This window comes from Geodermatophilus arenarius, assembly GCF_042654585.1.
Lineage (GTDB): Bacteria > Actinomycetota > Actinomycetes > Mycobacteriales > Geodermatophilaceae > Geodermatophilus > Geodermatophilus arenarius.
Genome location: NZ_JBHSGR010000010.1, coordinates 97,971 through 112,711 on the forward strand (window position 1 = coordinate 97,971; position 14,741 = coordinate 112,711).

Sequence of the window (14,741 nt, forward strand, 5' to 3'; positions counted from 1 at the left end):
GGCCCTTCGTCGTCCCGCGGTCGCTCACATGGGGGTGTTCGGGTCGCCGTCCTGGCCGCCGGGGCCGGGGCTGCCCGTCGTCGGCGTGGCCGTCTCGCGGGCGACCAGCAGGGTGATGGTCCCGTCCGGCGCCACCGTCTGGCCGGGCTGCGGGTTGCTGCCCACCACGGTGCCGTCGGCCTGGCCGGGGTCGGCCTCGGTGTCCTGGACCGAGACCGTCCCGGTGAAGCCGGCCGCGGCCAGCGTCTGGCGGGCCTGCGCCTCGGTCTGCCCGACGATCGCCGTCGGGACGGTGACCTCCGCGGCGCCGCCGGACACCTGCAGGGTGATCGGCTGGCCGGCGGACGCCTGCTGGCCGGCGGCCGGGTTCGTCCCGACGACGGTGCCGGCGGGCTGGTCGGAGTCGACCTCGGTCACGGTCAGGTTGGTGAAGCCCGCCGTCCGCAGCGCCTCCTGGGCGGCGTCCTGGGGCCGGCCGGCCACGTCCGGGACCTCGTCGGTGCCGTCGGACACCGACAGCGTCACGGTGGTCGCCGGGGCGACCGCGGCGCCCTCCTCCGGGTCCACCGCGACGACGGTGCCCTCCTCGGCGAGCGAGTCGGCCTGCTCCGAGTTCACGCTGCCGGTGAAGCCCGCGTTCTCCAGCGCCGTGCGGGCCCGGTCCTCGTCGAGGTCGACCACCTGCGGCACGGTGACCGTGTCCGGGGCGGTCGCGACGGTCAGGTCGACCTCCGTGCCCTCGTCGACGCGGGCGCCGCCGGCGGGCGTCGTGGCGAGCACGGTGCCGACCGCGTCCTCGTCATCGGTCACCTGCGGCGTGACGTCGCCGACCTCGAGTCCCGCGGCCTCGACGGCGGCCTCGGCGTCCTCCCGCTGCTGACCGACCAGCCCCGCCGGCACGGTGACCTGCGCGGCGGCCTGGGGCCGCGGCTCCTCGTCGCCGGAGCCGACCAGCAGGGCCACCCCGACGACGGCGCCGATGAGCACCAGCGCGCCGACGACGAGCGCGACGACCCGGTTGCGCTTGCGCCGGCGCGCGGCCGCGTCGTCGTCCCAGCCGCCGTCGCCGTACGCGGGCGTGGCGCCGAGGATGGTGGTCTTCTCCTCGTCGCCCATGACCGGCGTGGCCTCGACCCGCTGCCCGGCCAGGGCCCGGAGCAGGTCGTTGCGCATCTCGGCGGCCGACTGGTACCGGTTCGCCGGGTTCTTGCTCATCGCCTTCATGAGGATGGCGTCGAGCTCCGGCGGCACGGCCGGGTTGATCGAGGACGGCAGCCGCGGGTCCTCGCGCACGTGCTGGTAGGCGACCGAGACCGGCGAGTCGCCGGTGAACGGCGGTGCGCCGCAGACCAGCTCGTAGAGCAGGCAGCCCAGCGAGTAGACGTCGGAGCGGGCGTCGACGGCCTCGCCGCGGGCCTGCTCGGGGGAGAGGTACTGCGCGGTGCCGATGACCGCGGCGGTCGAGGTCATCGTGGCGGCGGAGTCCGACACCGCGCGGGCGATGCCGAAGTCCATCACCTTGACGGTGCCCTGGGGCGTGATCATCACGTTCCCGGGCTTCACGTCGCGGTGCACGATGCCGTTGCGGTGGCTGAAGTCCAGGGCGGCGCAGATGTCGGCGGCCAGGCTCATCGCCCGCTCCGGCTGCAGCACGCCCTCGCGGCGCAGCACGTCGCGCAGCGTCTCGCCCTCGACGTACTCCATGACGATGTACGGCGTCGCGCCGCTGGTCGTCCGGTCCTCGCCGGTGTCGTACACCGCGACGATCGACGGGTGGTTCAGCGAGGCGGCCGCCTGCGCCTCCCGCCGGAAGCGCACCTGGAACGAGGGGTCGCGGGCCAGGTCGCTGCGCAGCACCTTGACCGCGACCTCGCGGCCCAGCCGCAGGTCGCGCCCGCGGTGCACCTCCGCCATCCCGCCGCGGCCGAGCACCCCGCCGATCTCGTAGCGCTCACCGAGCACCTGGGGGGTGGTCATGCGTGGTCCTCTCGGGCGGTGCTCTGGTGGGTCGCGGGCGTCCCCGGGCAGCAGGGAACGCCGGGAGCGCGCCCGGTTCCGGCGGTCACCCTAACGGGCGACGCCGCCCGGTCCCGGGCGGCGCGAGGGAGCGGCGTCACGCCGGCGGTTCCTGCGCGGCCACGTTCGCGGCGTCGGGCGGCCACTGGCCCTGCCCGTTGGTCGAGGCCCCGGCCCCCTCGCTCACCGTCGGCTCCGTGGTCTGCACGGGCGGCGGCGGCGCGGTGGTGCCGGGCTGGGTGACCGGCGGGCTGTCCGACGTCGTCGGCGCGGGCTGCTGCTGGGTGGTGGTGGTCGGGGCCGGCGTGGTTGTCGTCGGCGCGGGCTGCTGCTGGGTGGTGGTCGGCGCGGGGGTGTCCTCGTCGCCGGAGCCGCCGTCGTCCTGACCGCCGGAGTCACCGCCGGTGTCCTCGGACTCCTCCTCCGGGGTGTAGTCCTCCTGGGCCACGTACAGGGTGACGGTGGAGCCGCGGGGGACCGGGATGCCGCTGGGGTCGACGGCGGCGACGTCGCCGGCGCTGAGCTCGATGCCCGCGGCCGCCAGCTGGCCGGCGTCGGCGTCGGCCCGGGTCACCTCGAGGCCGGCCTCCTCCAGCTCGGCCTGCACGTCGTCGGCGTCCTCGCCGATGTACTGCGACGCGGCGGGGATGTTGACCAGCTGCTGCGTCGCGCCGGCCGAGCCGCTGGCCGACGAGGTGCTCGCCGAGGGGCCGGCGGTCGTGCCGTCGCGGTCGTCCCCACCGCCGAGGAGCAGCCAGGCGCCGGTGACCAGCCCGGCGACCACCAGCAGGGAGACCAGCGCCCACACCCACCGGCGGTCGCCCCGGCGCGGCGCGGCGCCGTCGTCCCACCGCCGCTCGTCGCCGTCGACGGGCGGGCCCTGCAGCGGGGGCATGGTGCGCGCACCGGCGGCGTGCCGGCCCCCGGTGCGCGGGACGGCGGCCGCGGCGCCGAGCGTGGCGGCGGCGACCGCCCCGGTGAGCGGACCGCCGAGGACGCGGGTTCCCTCGCCGTCGACCTCGGGGATCACCTCGGTCGGCGCGGCGGCCATCGCCCCGGTGGCCGACGTCGTGGGCGCGAGGCCGCCGCCGGCGGCCACCGAGCGGATCGCCGCGGCGAAGGCGGCGCCGTCGGTGAACCGGTCGGCCGGGTCCTTGGCCAGCGCGCGCTCGACCAGCAGCCGCACCGCCGGCGGGATGTCGCCCGGCAGGGGCGGCGGCGGGCGGTTGATGTGCGCCAGCGCGATGGCCACCTGGGAGGTGCCGTCGAAGGGCCGCACGCCGGTGAGGCACTCGTAGCCGACGACGCCGAGGGAGTAGACGTCGGAGGCGGCGGTGACCTCCATGCCCTGCGCCTGCTCCGGCGACAGGTACTGCGCGGTCCCGACCACCATGCCGGTGCGGGTCAGCGGCGTGGTGTCGCGGGCGCGGGCGATGCCGAAGTCGGTCAGCTTCACCACGCCGTCGGGCCGGACGATGAGGTTGCCCGGCTTGATGTCGCGGTGCACCACCCCGGCGGCGTGCGCGGCCGACAGGCCGTCGGCGGCCTGGCCGAGGACGTGCAGCGTCCAGTCGACCGGCAGCCGCCCCTCCTCGTGGAGGATCGTGACCAGCGGCTTGCCCTCGACCAGCTCCATGACGAGGAAGGCCAGCTGGCCGTTGCCGCCGTCGGCGCTGGTCTCGCCGTAGTCGTAGACCGAGGCGATGTTCGGGTGCGACAGGGCCGCGGTGTGCCGCGCCTCGTTGCGGAACCGGGCGACGAAGCTCGGGTCGCCCATGTACTCGCTGCGCAGCACCTTGGCGGCGACGACGCGGTCGAGGACGCGGTCGCGCGCCCGCCAGACCTCGCCCATGCCGCCCGTGGCGATCGGCTCGGTGATCTCGTAGCGGCCGGCCAGGATGGTGCCGGTGGACAGGGCCATCAGCCCCCCTGACCCTCGAGGTAGGCCTCGATCACGTCGCGCGCGATCGGGGCGGAGACGTCGCCGCCGGTACCCCCGCCGTTCGCCACGAACACCGCGACGGCGATCTGCGGGTCGTCGGCCGGGGCGAAGCCGATGAACCAGTTGTGGTCGGGGCCGGCGTTCTGCGCCGTGCCGGTCTTGCCGGCGACCTCGACGCCGGGCACCTGCGCGCGCCGGCCGCTGCCGTTCTCCACGACGCTGACCATCATCTCGGTGAGCTGGTCGGCGACCTCGGGCGTGACCGGCCGGGAGAGCTCCTCCGGATCGGACCGGTCGATGACGGTGAGGTCGGGGGCGCGCACCTGGTCGACGAGGTAGGGGGTCATCAGGGTCCCGTCGTTGGCCACGGCCGCGGCGATCATCGCCGCCTGCAGCGGGGTGGTCCGGACGTCGCGCTGGCCGATCGAGCTCTGGCCCAGCGCCGCTTCGCTCTCGATGTCGCCGATGCTGCTGCCGGCGACCTCCAGCGGGATCTCCATGCCGTCCCCGGTCATCCCGAACGCCTCGGCCATCTCCCGCACGCGGTCCTCGCCGAGGTCGATGCCCAGCTGCGCGAAGGCGGTGTTGCAGGAGATGGTCAGCGCGTCGATCAGCGACTGCTCCTGGCTGCTGCTGCAGGAGGACCCGTTGAAGTTCTCCAGCGTCGTCGACGTGTCCGGCAGGGTGAGCAGGTCGGGGGCGGGGACGACGGTGTCCGGGGTGTACTCGCCGGTCGCCAGCGCGGCCGCCGAGACGATCACCTTGAAGATCGAGCCGGGCGGGTAGTTGTCCTGGGTCGCCCGGTTGAGCCGCGGGTCGGTCTCCATCGCGTCCAGCTGGTCGGCGTAGGCGCGGATGGCGGCGGGGTCGTGGCTGGACAGCTGCCCGGGGTCGTAGGTGGGCGTGCTGGCCATGCCGAGCACCGCGCCGGTGGACGGGTCGAGCGCGACGACCGCGCCGGTGACGCCGTCGAGCCCGGCCATCGCGGCCTCCTGGACGGCGGCGTCCATCGTGAGGACGACGTCGCCGCCGGCCGGGTCACGGCCGGTGAACAGGTCGGCCAGCCGCCGGGTGAACAGCCGGGCGTCGGAGCCGGTGAGCACGTCGTTGGCCGCGCGCTCCATCTGGGCGCTGTTGTAGAGCAGCGAGTAGTAGCCGGTGACCGCGGCGTACGTGGGCCCCTGCGGGTACTGCCGCAGGTACTCGAGCGTGTCCTGGGTGGGGACCGACAGGGCCACCTCGGTCCCGTCGACGACGATCGAGCCGCGCTCGCGCGAGTACTCCTCGGTGAGCACGCGGGTGTTGCCCGGGTCCTCGCGCAGCTCGTCGGAGCGCACGACCTGGATGTAGTTGACGTTGACGATGAGCAGCGTGAACAGCACGAGCACGCTGATCGCCACCCGGCGCAGCGGCGCGTTCACGTGGACACCACCTCGGTCGGGGCGTCGCCGAAGGCGGCCTTCGGGGGAGCGGGCGGGGTGGCCGGCCGGCGGGCGGCGTCGCTGATCCGCACCAGGATCGCGACCAGCCCGAAGTTGGCCACCAGCGAGGACCCGCCGTAGGCGACGAACGGCGTCGTCAGGCCGGTCAGCGGCAGCAGGCCGGTGACCCCGCCGAGGACGACGAACAGCTGCCAGGCGACGGCGAAGGCCAGGCCGCCGGCCAGGAGCTTGCCGAAGGCGTCGCGCACGATCAGCGAGGTGCGCAGGCCGCGCTCGACGAGCACCAGGTAGATGACGATGACGGCGACCAGGCCGAACAGGCCCAGCTCCTCGCCGATCGCCGAGGCGATGAAGTCGCTCTTGGCCACCGGCACCTGGTCGGGGCGGCCGCCGCCGAGCCCGGCGCCGAACAGCCCGCCGGTGCCCAGCCCGAACAGCGACTGGACCAGCTGGTAGCCGCCCTCGTCGCGGTAGGCGAAGGGGTCCAGCCAGGTGTCCACGCGCACGCGCACGTGGCCGAAGAGCTGGTAGGCGAGGAACGCGCCGCCGGCGAACAGCCCCAGGCCGATGAGCAGCCAGCTGGCCCGCTCGGTGGCGACGTAGAGCATCACCACGAAGATGCCGAACAGCAGCAGGGAGCTGCCCAGGTCGCGCTCGAAGACGAGCACGAGGATCGACACGACCCAGACCACCAGCACCGGGCCGAGGTCGCGGCCGCGCGGCAGCTCCAGGCCCATGACCCGGCGGCTGGCCAGCGCCAGCACGTCGCGCTTGTCGACCAGGTAGGCGGCGAAGAAGACGATCAGGCAGATCTTGGCGAACTCGCCGGGCTGGATGCTGAAGCCCGCGACCCGGATCCAGATCTTGGCGCCGTAGACCTCGGAGACCGACGCGGGCAGCACCGCGGGCAGCGCGAGCAGCACCAGGCCGACCAGGCCCAGGGTGTAGGCGAAGCGGGACAGCAGCCGGTGGTCGCGCAGCACGACGACGACGGCGACGAACAGCGCCACGCCCAGGGTCGCCCACAGCAGCTGGACCGGGGCGTCCTCGCGGGTGGCCTCGCCGTCCTGCAGCCCGGCGAGGTCGAGCCGGTGGATCATCGTCAGCCCGAGGCCGGTCAGCACCGCCACCGCGGGCAGCAGCAGCGGGTCGGCGTAGGGGGCGAACCGGCGGACGACGAGGTGCACGACCAGCCAGAGGGCGGTGAACCAGCCGCCGAAGGTCAGCAGGTCCGCGCGCAGCGAGCCGGTGACCGTGACGTCGACGATGCACTGCGCCGCGAGGGTGATGAGGACGGCGAACCCGAGCAGCGCGAGCTCGGTGTTGCGCCGCCGGGGCGGGACCGTCCCCGGCGCGGGGGCGCGCGGGTCGGTCGAGGGGCCGCCCATCACTCCGCCTCCCGGCAGTCCACCCCCGGCTCGGGCGCCGACGACGGGGAGCCCGACGTCGGCGCGGCCTCGGTGCTGCCGCCCGCGCCCGACCCGGAGGGCAGGGCCCCGGCGTCCGGGGAGGGCAGCGCGCCGTCAGGGAGCGGCGACAGCGAGGCCTCGGCCGACGGGGGAGCGTCGTCCGAGGTGGTGGAGGGTTCGGGGTCGCACGGCGGGAGGGTCGCGTCGTGCAGGTCGCGCACGATGCGCTGCGCGTCGTCGGCGTCGCTGGCCTCGATGCCCTGCCGCACGCTGTTCTGGTCGTAGGAGGACAGGTCGTCGAGCGCGATGTCGGTGACGTCGTCGACCCGGTAGAGGTCCAGGCCGAGCAGGGCGGTGTCGAAGCCGCGGTAGACCGCGACCCGGTCGCCGCCGTCGGCGGCCGCGACGCCGACGAACCAGTGGGTGAGCACCCACAGCCAGGTGGCGATCGCGCCGACCGCCAGGACCAGCACCGCCCCCACAGCGACGAACAGCCGCCGCCGAGGGCGGCGGCGGTCGGGGGGAGCGGCGGCCGTGGAGCTGTTCGTCGGTGGTGGGGGCGGCGGGGGCGGGGGGTCGGCGAGCGCCGCCCGGCCGGCCGCGGAGCGGGGGTCGACCTCGCGCTGGCCGCGGTTGTCCCCGGCCGCGCCGTCGACCACCGGCTCCATGGAGGTGCCCGTGCCGGAGTCCTCGACGACGTCGGCGACGATCACGGTGATGTTGTCCGGGCCGCCGCTGCGCAGCGCCAGCTCGACGAGCCGGTCGGCGGTCGACTGCGGGTCGGGGTCCTTGAGCGCCTCGGCCAGCGTCTCCTCGCTGACCACGCCGGACAGGCCGTCGGAGCACAGCAGGTAGCGGTCGCCGGCGCGGGCCTCGCGCATCGACAGGTCGGGGTCGACGTCCTGGCCGTTGAGCGCCCGCAGCAGCAGCGAGCGCTGCGGGTGGTGGTTGGCCTCCTCGGGCGTGATCCGCCCGTCGTCGATGAGGGTCTGCACGAACGTGTCGTCGTGCGTGATCTGGGTGAGGACGCCGTCGCGCAGCAGGTAGGCGCGGGAGTCGCCGACGTGGCACAGCGCCAGCCGGCCGCCGGCGAACAGGACGGCGGTGAGCGTGGTGCCCATGCCCTCCAGCTGCGGCGACTCGCGGATGACCTCGCGCAGGTGCTCGCTGCCGTCGAAGACCGCCTCGCGCAGCGCCTGCAGCATGTCGCCGCTGGGCGCGTCGTCGTCGAGGTGCTCGAGCGCGGCGATGACCACCTTGCTGGCGACGTCGCCCGCGGCGTGCCCGCCCATGCCGTCGGCCACGGCCAGCAGCCGGGGCCCGGCGTAGACCGAGTCCTGGTTGTTGCCGCGGACCAGACCGCGGTCGGAGCGGGCGGCGTAGCGCAGCGCGAGGCTCATCGGGACCTGCTCACGTCTGGTCTGCCGCTCCCCGTGGTCGTCTGCGTGCTCGTCCGGAAGGTGCCCATCAGCGCAGCTCCAGGGCGGTCTGACCGATGCGGATCGGCTGGCCGGGAGCCACGAGCAGCGGCCCCTGCACCCGCTGCTGGTCGAGGTAGGTGCCGTTGGTCGAGCCGAGGTCCTCGACGTACCACTGCCCGCTGCGGTTGGTCAGGCGGGCGTGCCGCGAGCTGGCGAAGTCGTCGGTGAGGACGAGCGTCGAGTCGTCGGCGCGGCCGATGAGGATGGGCTGCTCCCCGAGCGTGATCTTCGTCCCGGTCAGCGGACCGGCGGTCACCACGAGTGTGCGGGGGCCGCGTCCGCGCTTGCGGGCGGGGGTCGCCGCGGCGCGGGGCGGGACCGAGGCGACCCGCCCCGTGCGGCCGCCGAACAGGTCGGCGCGGACGACGCGGAACGCGGCGAAGATGAACAGCCAGAGCAGCAGCAGGAACCCGAAGCGGAAGACCTGCAGCACGATCTCGGCGGTCACGGCCGGCTCCCGTTCACGCGCCGTCCTGCCGGTACACCAGCACCGAGTGGCCGATGCGGATGACGTCGCCGTCGGACAGCGCCTGCCGGCTCACCCGGCGGCCGTTGACCAGCGTGCCGTTGGTCGACCCGAGGTCCTCGACGACGGCGGTCCCGTTCTCCAGGACGCAGTCGGCGTGCTTGCGGCTGACGCCGGTGTCGGGCAGCCGGATGTCGGCGTCGGTGCCGCGGCCGATGACGTTGCGGCCGGTGGTGAGCTCGTGCCGGGTGCCGGGCCCGTCGACGACGAGCACGTGGGTGACGCCGGGGCGGGAACCCGCGCGGCCGACCACCGAGGGGTGCTGCCGCCCGGTGTCGGTGGCCACGCGGCCGTGCAGCGGCGGGAGCGGGGGGACCGCGCCGGAGCCGTGCAGCGGCGGCGCCGGCGGGACGGCGGGGGAGTCGGCGCGCGAGCCGGGGCGGGCGGGGTCGGCGACGTGCGAGCTGACCTCGAACACGCCGGTCGGCAGGTCGTCGTCGCGCTCGAGGCGGACCTGGACCTCGCCGAAGACCTGCCAGCCCTCGTCCTCGATGTGCTCGGACACCATGTCGGCGAGCTCGGAGGCGAGCTGCCCGGACCACTCGGCGAGGTTGTCGTAGTCGGTGGGGCCCAGGCGGACGTCGTAGACGTTGGGCGCGAGCACCCGGCCCTCGCCCATGACCGACTTCTGCTCGTCGGCCTCCCGCTGCAGCGCCTTGGCGATCTCGGCGGGGTGGACCTTGCCCTTGAAGATCCGGGCGAAGGCGAAGCCGACCATCCCCTCGAGCCGTCGCTCGAAGCGCTGCAGCACGCCCACAGTCGCTCCCCCACGCTCGCCCGTACAGGTGATCCTCGACTGATCGTAGCCGGGTGGTTGCGTCGTGACCGGCCAGGAGCGCGTGACACCCCCGGGCCCGGCCGGCGCCGCCGGGCCCGGGAGCGGGACCCCTCCGCCGGGTCCCACCGGCGGGCTGCTACTGTCGTTCCTCGCCAGGGCAAGTGGCGGAATGGCAGACGCGCACGGTTCAGGTCCGTGTGTCCGGAAGGACGTGGGGGTTCAACTCCCCCCTTGCCCACCCAGGCTGACGGCCCCCGGGGATCCCCCGGGGGCCGTCCGCGTGTCCGGGGCGGCCGCACCGGGCAGCGGCAGACGGGCGCCACGGGGCCCGGCCGTGTGGTGGTCCGTGCGGGCCGCGGCGCCGCAGCGGCGGGTCGTCGGTGATCGCGGGTCACCTCTGTGGGTTGGCGAGGTCGAGGACGTGCACGGTGCGGCGGACGGTCGCGGGACGAGGGCGCCGGCCCCCCCCCCGGGGGACGCGGTGAGGGGGTTCCGCCCGGGGCGGCGGGAGGCGGATGCCGACGCGGACCAGCTGCGGCGGCTGCTGGTGGAGACCGCCCGGCTGGAACGCCTCCAGGCCACCCTCCTGGACAACATCGTCGAGGGCGTGCTGCTCCAGGACCCCAGCGGACGGGTGATGGCGAGCAACCCGGCAGCCCGTCGCATCCTCGGGCTCAGCGCCGAGCGGCTGCACGGCCAGCAACTGAACCGGCTCCGCTCGGCGCTGCACTCCGACGGCGGCAGCTGGTCGACCGACGAGCGACCCACCCGCTCGACGGTGCGCACCGCGACCGGCGTCCGTGGTCAGGTCGTCGGGATCCACCTCGACGACGGCGAGCTGCGGTGGCTGTCGGTGAACACCGACCCGGTGACGCACCCCTCCGGAGAGGTCGAGTACGTCGTCTCCTCCATCCGCGACGTCACCGAGCAGCACGCGGCCGCCCTCGTCGAGCGGCAGGCCGCGCGGGAGCGCACCCGACGGGTCCGGCAGGTGCTGGAGGACGGCGGTCCGCGCGTCGTCGTCCAGCCCATCGTCGAGCTGGCCACCGGGCGGACGGTCGGCGTGGAGGCGCTCGCCCGCTTCCCCGGGCAGTTCGGTCACCCACCCGACGTCTGGTTCGCCGACGCCGCCGCCGTGGGGCTGGGGGTGCAGCTCGAGCTGGCCGCGGTCGAGCGCGCGCTCGCCACCCTCGACCGGCTGCCCCCCGACGTCTACCTGTCGGTGAACGCGACGCCGGCCGCGATCGGCTCCCCGGAGCTGGTCGAGCTGCTCACGGCGGCCCCTGCGGAGCGGCTGGTGCTGGAGATGACGGAGCACGACCCGGTCGCCGACTACGGCCGGTTGACCGAGCCGCTGGGCCGGCTGCGGCGGGCCGGGGTGCGGCTCGCGGTCGACGACGCCGGCTCGGGGTTCGCCTCCCTGCAGCACATCCTCGAGCTCGCCCCCGACGTCATCAAGCTCGACCGGGCCCTGGTGCGGGACGTCGACACCGACCCCGCCCGGGCGTCCCTGGCGGTCAGCCTCGTCCTCTTCGCCGACCGCATCGGCGCCGACCTGGTCGCCGAGGGGATCGAGAGCGAGTCCGAGCGGGCCGCCCTGGAGGGCGTGGGCGTCCGCTACGGCCAGGGCTTCCACCTGGGCCCTCCCGCCCCCGGCGCGGCGTTCGAGGAGCGGGCCGGCGCCGCCGTCCGCACGCGGGAGGCCGGGCGGTCCGGCCGCTGACGGCGGACTACGCGGTGCCGGCGGTCTCCTGCAGGAAGGCGGCGGAGTCGTAGTAGGTGCGGACGCCGGTCAGCAGGCCGTCGTCGGACCCGTCGCCCTCGATCACGGTGACGCCGCGGTAGGTGAACGGCTTCCCGTTGCGCAGCGTGCCGCGCGACTCCCACTCCAGCGCGGCCGTGTTCTCCCCGACGGACCGCGACGTGAACGTCGTCTCCAGGTCGCCGAAGACGTTGCGGTAGTCCTCCCAGAAGCGCCGGGCGCCGTCGCGGCCGCGCGCCTCGTGGTCCTGGTTGAGCTTCATCAGCTCGGCGTCGTCGCCGGTGAGGTCGACCAGCGGCTGCGGGTCGCGCTCGGCGTCGAGGTGGTGCAGGGCGTCGGCGAAGCGCTCGGTGAGCGTGTGCACGGTGGTCCTCCGGGGCTCTCGGCTGCGGTCCCCCGGAGGGCTACCCGGCGGATGCGGGACGGACCCGCACCGGTTCAGGCGGCCGGCCGCCGTCCACCGCGCCGCTCGCCGAGGGTGCGGGCGAGCAGGACGACGCCCCACGGGCCGACGACCCACACCGGCCACGGGTAGACGAGGTCACCGCTGCCGAGCATCGACACCAGCCAGATGCCGACGACGATCACGCCGGTCACCAGCCAGCTCGTCCAGGCCGCGCGCAGGTCGTTCCCCCACGCGCCGTGCCAGGCGCCGCCGTACGCGGCCGCGGCGGCGGGGTGGGGCGCCGGGCGGGCGGGGTGGGGCAGGTCCGCGGTGAGCTCGGCCAGCTCGCCGTAGGTCCGGGCGGTGTGCGCGCGGGCCGACCGGTCCTCGTACTCGGCCAGGGTCAGCCGGCCGTCGGCCAGCGACTCGTCGAGGCGGGTGACGACGGCGGCGCGGTCGGCGTCGGCGGCGCGCAGGTGCGGCTCGGGCATCTCGGGGCTCCTCGTCGGCGGGTGACCCGAGTCTTTCCCGCCGCGACGGCGGTCACCATTGACAGACGTCACGAGTCGGCCGTGCGTCCTGCACGGTCAGCCGTTCGCGGGCACGGCCTCCCTGGCCAGGTGCTTGCCGATGACCATCCGCTGGATCTGGTTGGTGCCCTCGAAGATCTGCATGACCTTCGCCTCGCGCATGTACCGCTCGGCGGGGTGGTCGCGGGTGTAGCCGGCCCCGCCGAGCACCTGCACGGCGTCGGTGGTGACCTTCATGGCGGCGTCGGTGGCGACCAGCTTGGCGATGCTGGCCTGCCGGGCGTAGGGCTTGCCGGCGTCCTTGCGGCGGGCGGCGACCAGGTAGGTGGCGCGGGCGGACTCGACGGCGGCGGCCATGTCGGCCAGCAGGAACGCCACGCCCTGGTGGTCGACGATGCGCCGGCCGAACGCCTCCCGCTCGAGCGCGTAGGCGACCGCGACGTCGAGCGCGGACTGCGCCAGCCCGACGGCGACGGCGCTGACCCCGAGCCGGCCGGAGTCCAGCGCGCCGAGGGCGATGGCCAGGCCGCGGCCGGGCTCGCCGACCATCCGGTCGGCGGGCACCGCGACGTCGTCGAGCCGGATGGCGGCGGTGGTGGAGCCGGTGAGGCCCATCTTCTGCTCGGGCGGCGCGGCGGAGAAGCCGGGCAGGTCGGGGGTGAGGTGGAAGCAGGAGATGGCCCGCTCGCCGTCGTCGGGGGTGCGCAGGAAGGTCGTGTAGAAGTCGGCCTGCCCGCCGTGGGTGACCCAGGCCTTCTCGCCGGTGGCCACCCAGCCGTCCTCGGTGGTCTTGGCGGCGGCGCGCATGGCCGCGGGGTCGGAGCCGGCGTGCGCCTCGGACAGGCAGTAGGCGCCGAGCAGCCGGCCGCCGACCATCTCCGGCAGCCACCGCTCGCGCTGCTCGGGGGTGCCGAACCGGTCGACCGGGCCGCAGGCGAGGGTGTGCACGCTCACCCCCAGCGCGACGCTGGCCCAGCGCATGGCCAGCTCCTCGACCACCTGCAGGTAGACCGCGTAGGGCTGCCCGCCGCCGCCGACGTCCTCGCCGAAGGGCAGGCCCAGCAGGCCCGCCTCGCCGAGCAGGGTGAACACCTCCCGCGGGAAGCGCTCCTCGCGCTCGTACCCCGCGGCCCGCGGCGCCAGTTCGGCGTCGGCGATCTCGCGGGTGAGCGCGATGAGGTCGGCGGCCTCCTGGGTGGGCAGCTCACGGTCGACGGCCACGGGGTCCCCCTCGTCGCGGATCAGCGGCAGTACCGGCAACAGTACGGCAGTACTGTCCGTCGTCCAGGGGCATGCTGTCCGCCCGGAGGAGGTGCCGTGACGACGACCGACACCGGCGAGCGGCGGCTGACCGCGCGCCAGGCGCAGCTGCTCGACCAGCTCACCGAGGTGTTCCTCGCCGAGGGCTTCGCCGGGTTCACCCTCGAGGACCTCGCCGTCCGGCTGCGCTGCTCCAAGACGACGCTGTACGCGCTCGCCGACAGCAAGGAGCAGCTCGCCGTCCGGGTGGTGCGGCACTTCTTCCGCCGGGCGACGGCCGCCGTCGAGGCGCGGACCGCCGGGGAGACCGATCCGGCGCGGCGGGTCACCGCGTACCTGGAGGCCGTGGCGGGGGAGCTGACCCCGGCGTCGCGGGCGTTCTACCGCGACCTGGAGGCGTTCCCGCCGGGACGGGCCGTGTACGAGCACAACACCGCCGCCGCCGCCGAGCGGGTGACCGCGATGATCGCCGACGGCGTCGCGGCCGGCCGGTTCCGCGAGGTGCACCCGGCCCTGGTGGCCGACACCGTCACCACGCTGATGTCGCGCATCGGCCGGGGCGATACCGCCCGCGCCACCGGCCTGGACGACGCCGCCGCCTACCGCGAGCTCGCCGCGCTGCTGCTGCACGGGATCAGCCGGTGACGGTCCTGCTCGAGCCCGCCGCCTGGGACGACGACGAGGTGCGCCGGCTGACCACCGCCCAGCAGGCCGAGCTGCGGGCCCGCTACGGCGGCGACGGCGAGCCGGGGACGCCGCCGTCGGCCGCGGACGTCAGCGTCGTCCTGGTCGCACGGGACCCGGACGGGACGGCGGTCGGCTGCGGTGCGCTGCGCGCCCTGGGCGACGGCGCGGCCGAGGTCAAGCGCATGTACGTGGCGCCGGAGGCCCGCGGCCGGGGCGTGTCCAAGCTGGTGCTCGCGGGGCTGGAGGCCGCGGCGCGCGAGCGCGGCTGGACGACGCTGCGGCTGGAGACCGGCCCGCGCCAGCCCGAGGCGATCGCGCTGTACGAGGGGGCGGGCTACCGTCCGATCCCCGCGTTCGGCGCCTACGTCGACGCCCCGGACGCCGGGTGCTCGCTGTACTACGAGCGGGACCTCGGCCCGGCCTGACCGGGATCGGGGTCAGGCCGGCAGGAGGTCGTCGGCCTCGTCGGGCAGCGTCCACGCCGGGTGCCGGTGAAGCAGCAGACCGGAGGCCAGCCACGGCA

At 75.2% G+C, this 14,741-nt stretch carries 13 protein-coding genes and 1 tRNA gene; 4 read left to right on the forward strand and 10 right to left on the reverse strand.

Features of this window, described 5'->3' with window-relative positions; genetic code table 11:
• Positions 1 to 24: 24 nt before the first annotated feature.
• The 7 genes from pknB to ACFO3M_RS11160 form a co-directional block, all read right to left on the reverse strand.
• Positions 25 to 1,977, reverse strand: a complete 1,953-nt coding sequence (pknB, locus tag ACFO3M_RS11130; protein WP_387988653.1) for a Stk1 family PASTA domain-containing Ser/Thr kinase — start codon at positions 1,975 to 1,977, stop codon at positions 25 to 27.
• A 136-nt stretch (positions 1,978 to 2,113) separates the two neighbouring features.
• Positions 2,114 to 3,937, reverse strand: coding sequence for a protein kinase domain-containing protein (locus tag ACFO3M_RS11135; RefSeq protein WP_387988654.1), 1,824 nt, complete (start codon positions 3,935 to 3,937; stop codon positions 2,114 to 2,116).
• Complete coding sequence (locus ACFO3M_RS11140) at positions 3,937 to 5,379, reverse strand: peptidoglycan D,D-transpeptidase FtsI family protein (protein WP_387988655.1); 1,443 nt, start codon at positions 5,377 to 5,379, stop codon at positions 3,937 to 3,939. Before ACFO3M_RS11140 ends, ACFO3M_RS11135 begins: the two co-directional genes overlap by 1 nt.
• Positions 5,376 to 6,788 carry an FtsW/RodA/SpoVE family cell cycle protein gene (locus ACFO3M_RS11145; RefSeq protein WP_387988656.1) on the reverse strand — a complete coding sequence of 471 codons (1,413 nt, stop codon included), beginning with the start codon at positions 6,786 to 6,788 and terminating at the stop codon, positions 5,376 to 5,378. Before ACFO3M_RS11145 ends, ACFO3M_RS11140 begins: the two co-directional genes overlap by 4 nt.
• On the reverse strand, positions 6,788 to 8,209 hold the full coding sequence (locus ACFO3M_RS11150; RefSeq protein WP_387988657.1) for a PP2C family protein-serine/threonine phosphatase: 1,422 nt from the start codon (positions 8,207 to 8,209) through the stop codon (positions 6,788 to 6,790). The genes ACFO3M_RS11145 and ACFO3M_RS11150 overlap by 1 nt, the downstream gene beginning before the upstream one ends.
• A 67-nt stretch (positions 8,210 to 8,276) precedes the next feature.
• Positions 8,277 to 8,738 carry an FHA domain-containing protein FhaB/FipA gene (locus ACFO3M_RS11155; RefSeq protein WP_387988658.1) on the reverse strand — a complete coding sequence of 154 codons (462 nt, stop codon included), beginning with the start codon at positions 8,736 to 8,738 and terminating at the stop codon, positions 8,277 to 8,279.
• Between the two features lie 13 nt (positions 8,739 to 8,751).
• Positions 8,752 to 9,573, reverse strand: a complete 822-nt coding sequence (locus tag ACFO3M_RS11160) for an FhaA domain-containing protein (protein WP_387988659.1) — start codon at positions 9,571 to 9,573, stop codon at positions 8,752 to 8,754.
• A 176-nt stretch (positions 9,574 to 9,749) separates the two neighbouring features.
• On the opposite strand from ACFO3M_RS11160, the gene ACFO3M_RS11165 reads away from it, so the two are divergent.
• Together ACFO3M_RS11165 and ACFO3M_RS11170 are read left to right on the forward strand one after the other, a co-directional pair.
• Positions 9,750 to 9,832 (forward strand) — tRNA-Leu (locus ACFO3M_RS11165).
• A gap of 243 nt (positions 9,833 to 10,075) precedes the next feature.
• On the forward strand, positions 10,076 to 11,317 hold the full coding sequence (locus ACFO3M_RS11170) for an EAL domain-containing protein (protein ID WP_387988660.1): 1,242 nt from the start codon (positions 10,076 to 10,078) through the stop codon (positions 11,315 to 11,317).
• Positions 11,318 to 11,324: 7 nt separating this feature from the next.
• Here the strand turns inward: ACFO3M_RS11170 and ACFO3M_RS11175 are convergent, their stop codons facing one another.
• The 3 genes from ACFO3M_RS11175 to ACFO3M_RS11185 all read right to left on the reverse strand — a co-directional run bounded on the left by ACFO3M_RS11175 (position 11,325) and on the right by ACFO3M_RS11185 (position 13,492).
• On the reverse strand, positions 11,325 to 11,720 hold the full coding sequence (locus tag ACFO3M_RS11175; protein WP_387988661.1) for a nuclear transport factor 2 family protein: 396 nt from the start codon (positions 11,718 to 11,720) through the stop codon (positions 11,325 to 11,327).
• A gap of 74 nt (positions 11,721 to 11,794) precedes the next feature.
• Positions 11,795 to 12,232 carry a DUF1707 SHOCT-like domain-containing protein gene (locus ACFO3M_RS11180; RefSeq protein ID WP_387988662.1) on the reverse strand — a complete coding sequence of 146 codons (438 nt, stop codon included), beginning with the start codon at positions 12,230 to 12,232 and terminating at the stop codon, positions 11,795 to 11,797.
• A gap of 96 nt (positions 12,233 to 12,328) precedes the next feature.
• Complete coding sequence (locus tag ACFO3M_RS11185; protein WP_387988663.1) at positions 12,329 to 13,492, reverse strand: acyl-CoA dehydrogenase family protein; 1,164 nt, start codon at positions 13,490 to 13,492, stop codon at positions 12,329 to 12,331.
• Positions 13,493 to 13,588: 96 nt separating this feature from the next.
• Here ACFO3M_RS11185 and ACFO3M_RS11190 point away from each other — a divergent pair, with 96 nt between their 5' ends.
• Both ACFO3M_RS11190 and ACFO3M_RS11195 read left to right on the forward strand, forming a co-directional pair.
• Positions 13,589 to 14,176, forward strand: a complete 588-nt coding sequence (locus ACFO3M_RS11190; protein ID WP_387988664.1) for a TetR/AcrR family transcriptional regulator — start codon at positions 13,589 to 13,591, stop codon at positions 14,174 to 14,176.
• Positions 14,173 to 14,643 carry a GNAT family N-acetyltransferase gene (locus ACFO3M_RS11195; protein ID WP_387988665.1) on the forward strand — a complete coding sequence of 157 codons (471 nt, stop codon included), beginning with the start codon at positions 14,173 to 14,175 and terminating at the stop codon, positions 14,641 to 14,643. The genes ACFO3M_RS11190 and ACFO3M_RS11195 overlap by 4 nt, the downstream gene beginning before the upstream one ends.
• Positions 14,644 to 14,741: the final 98 nt, after the last annotated feature.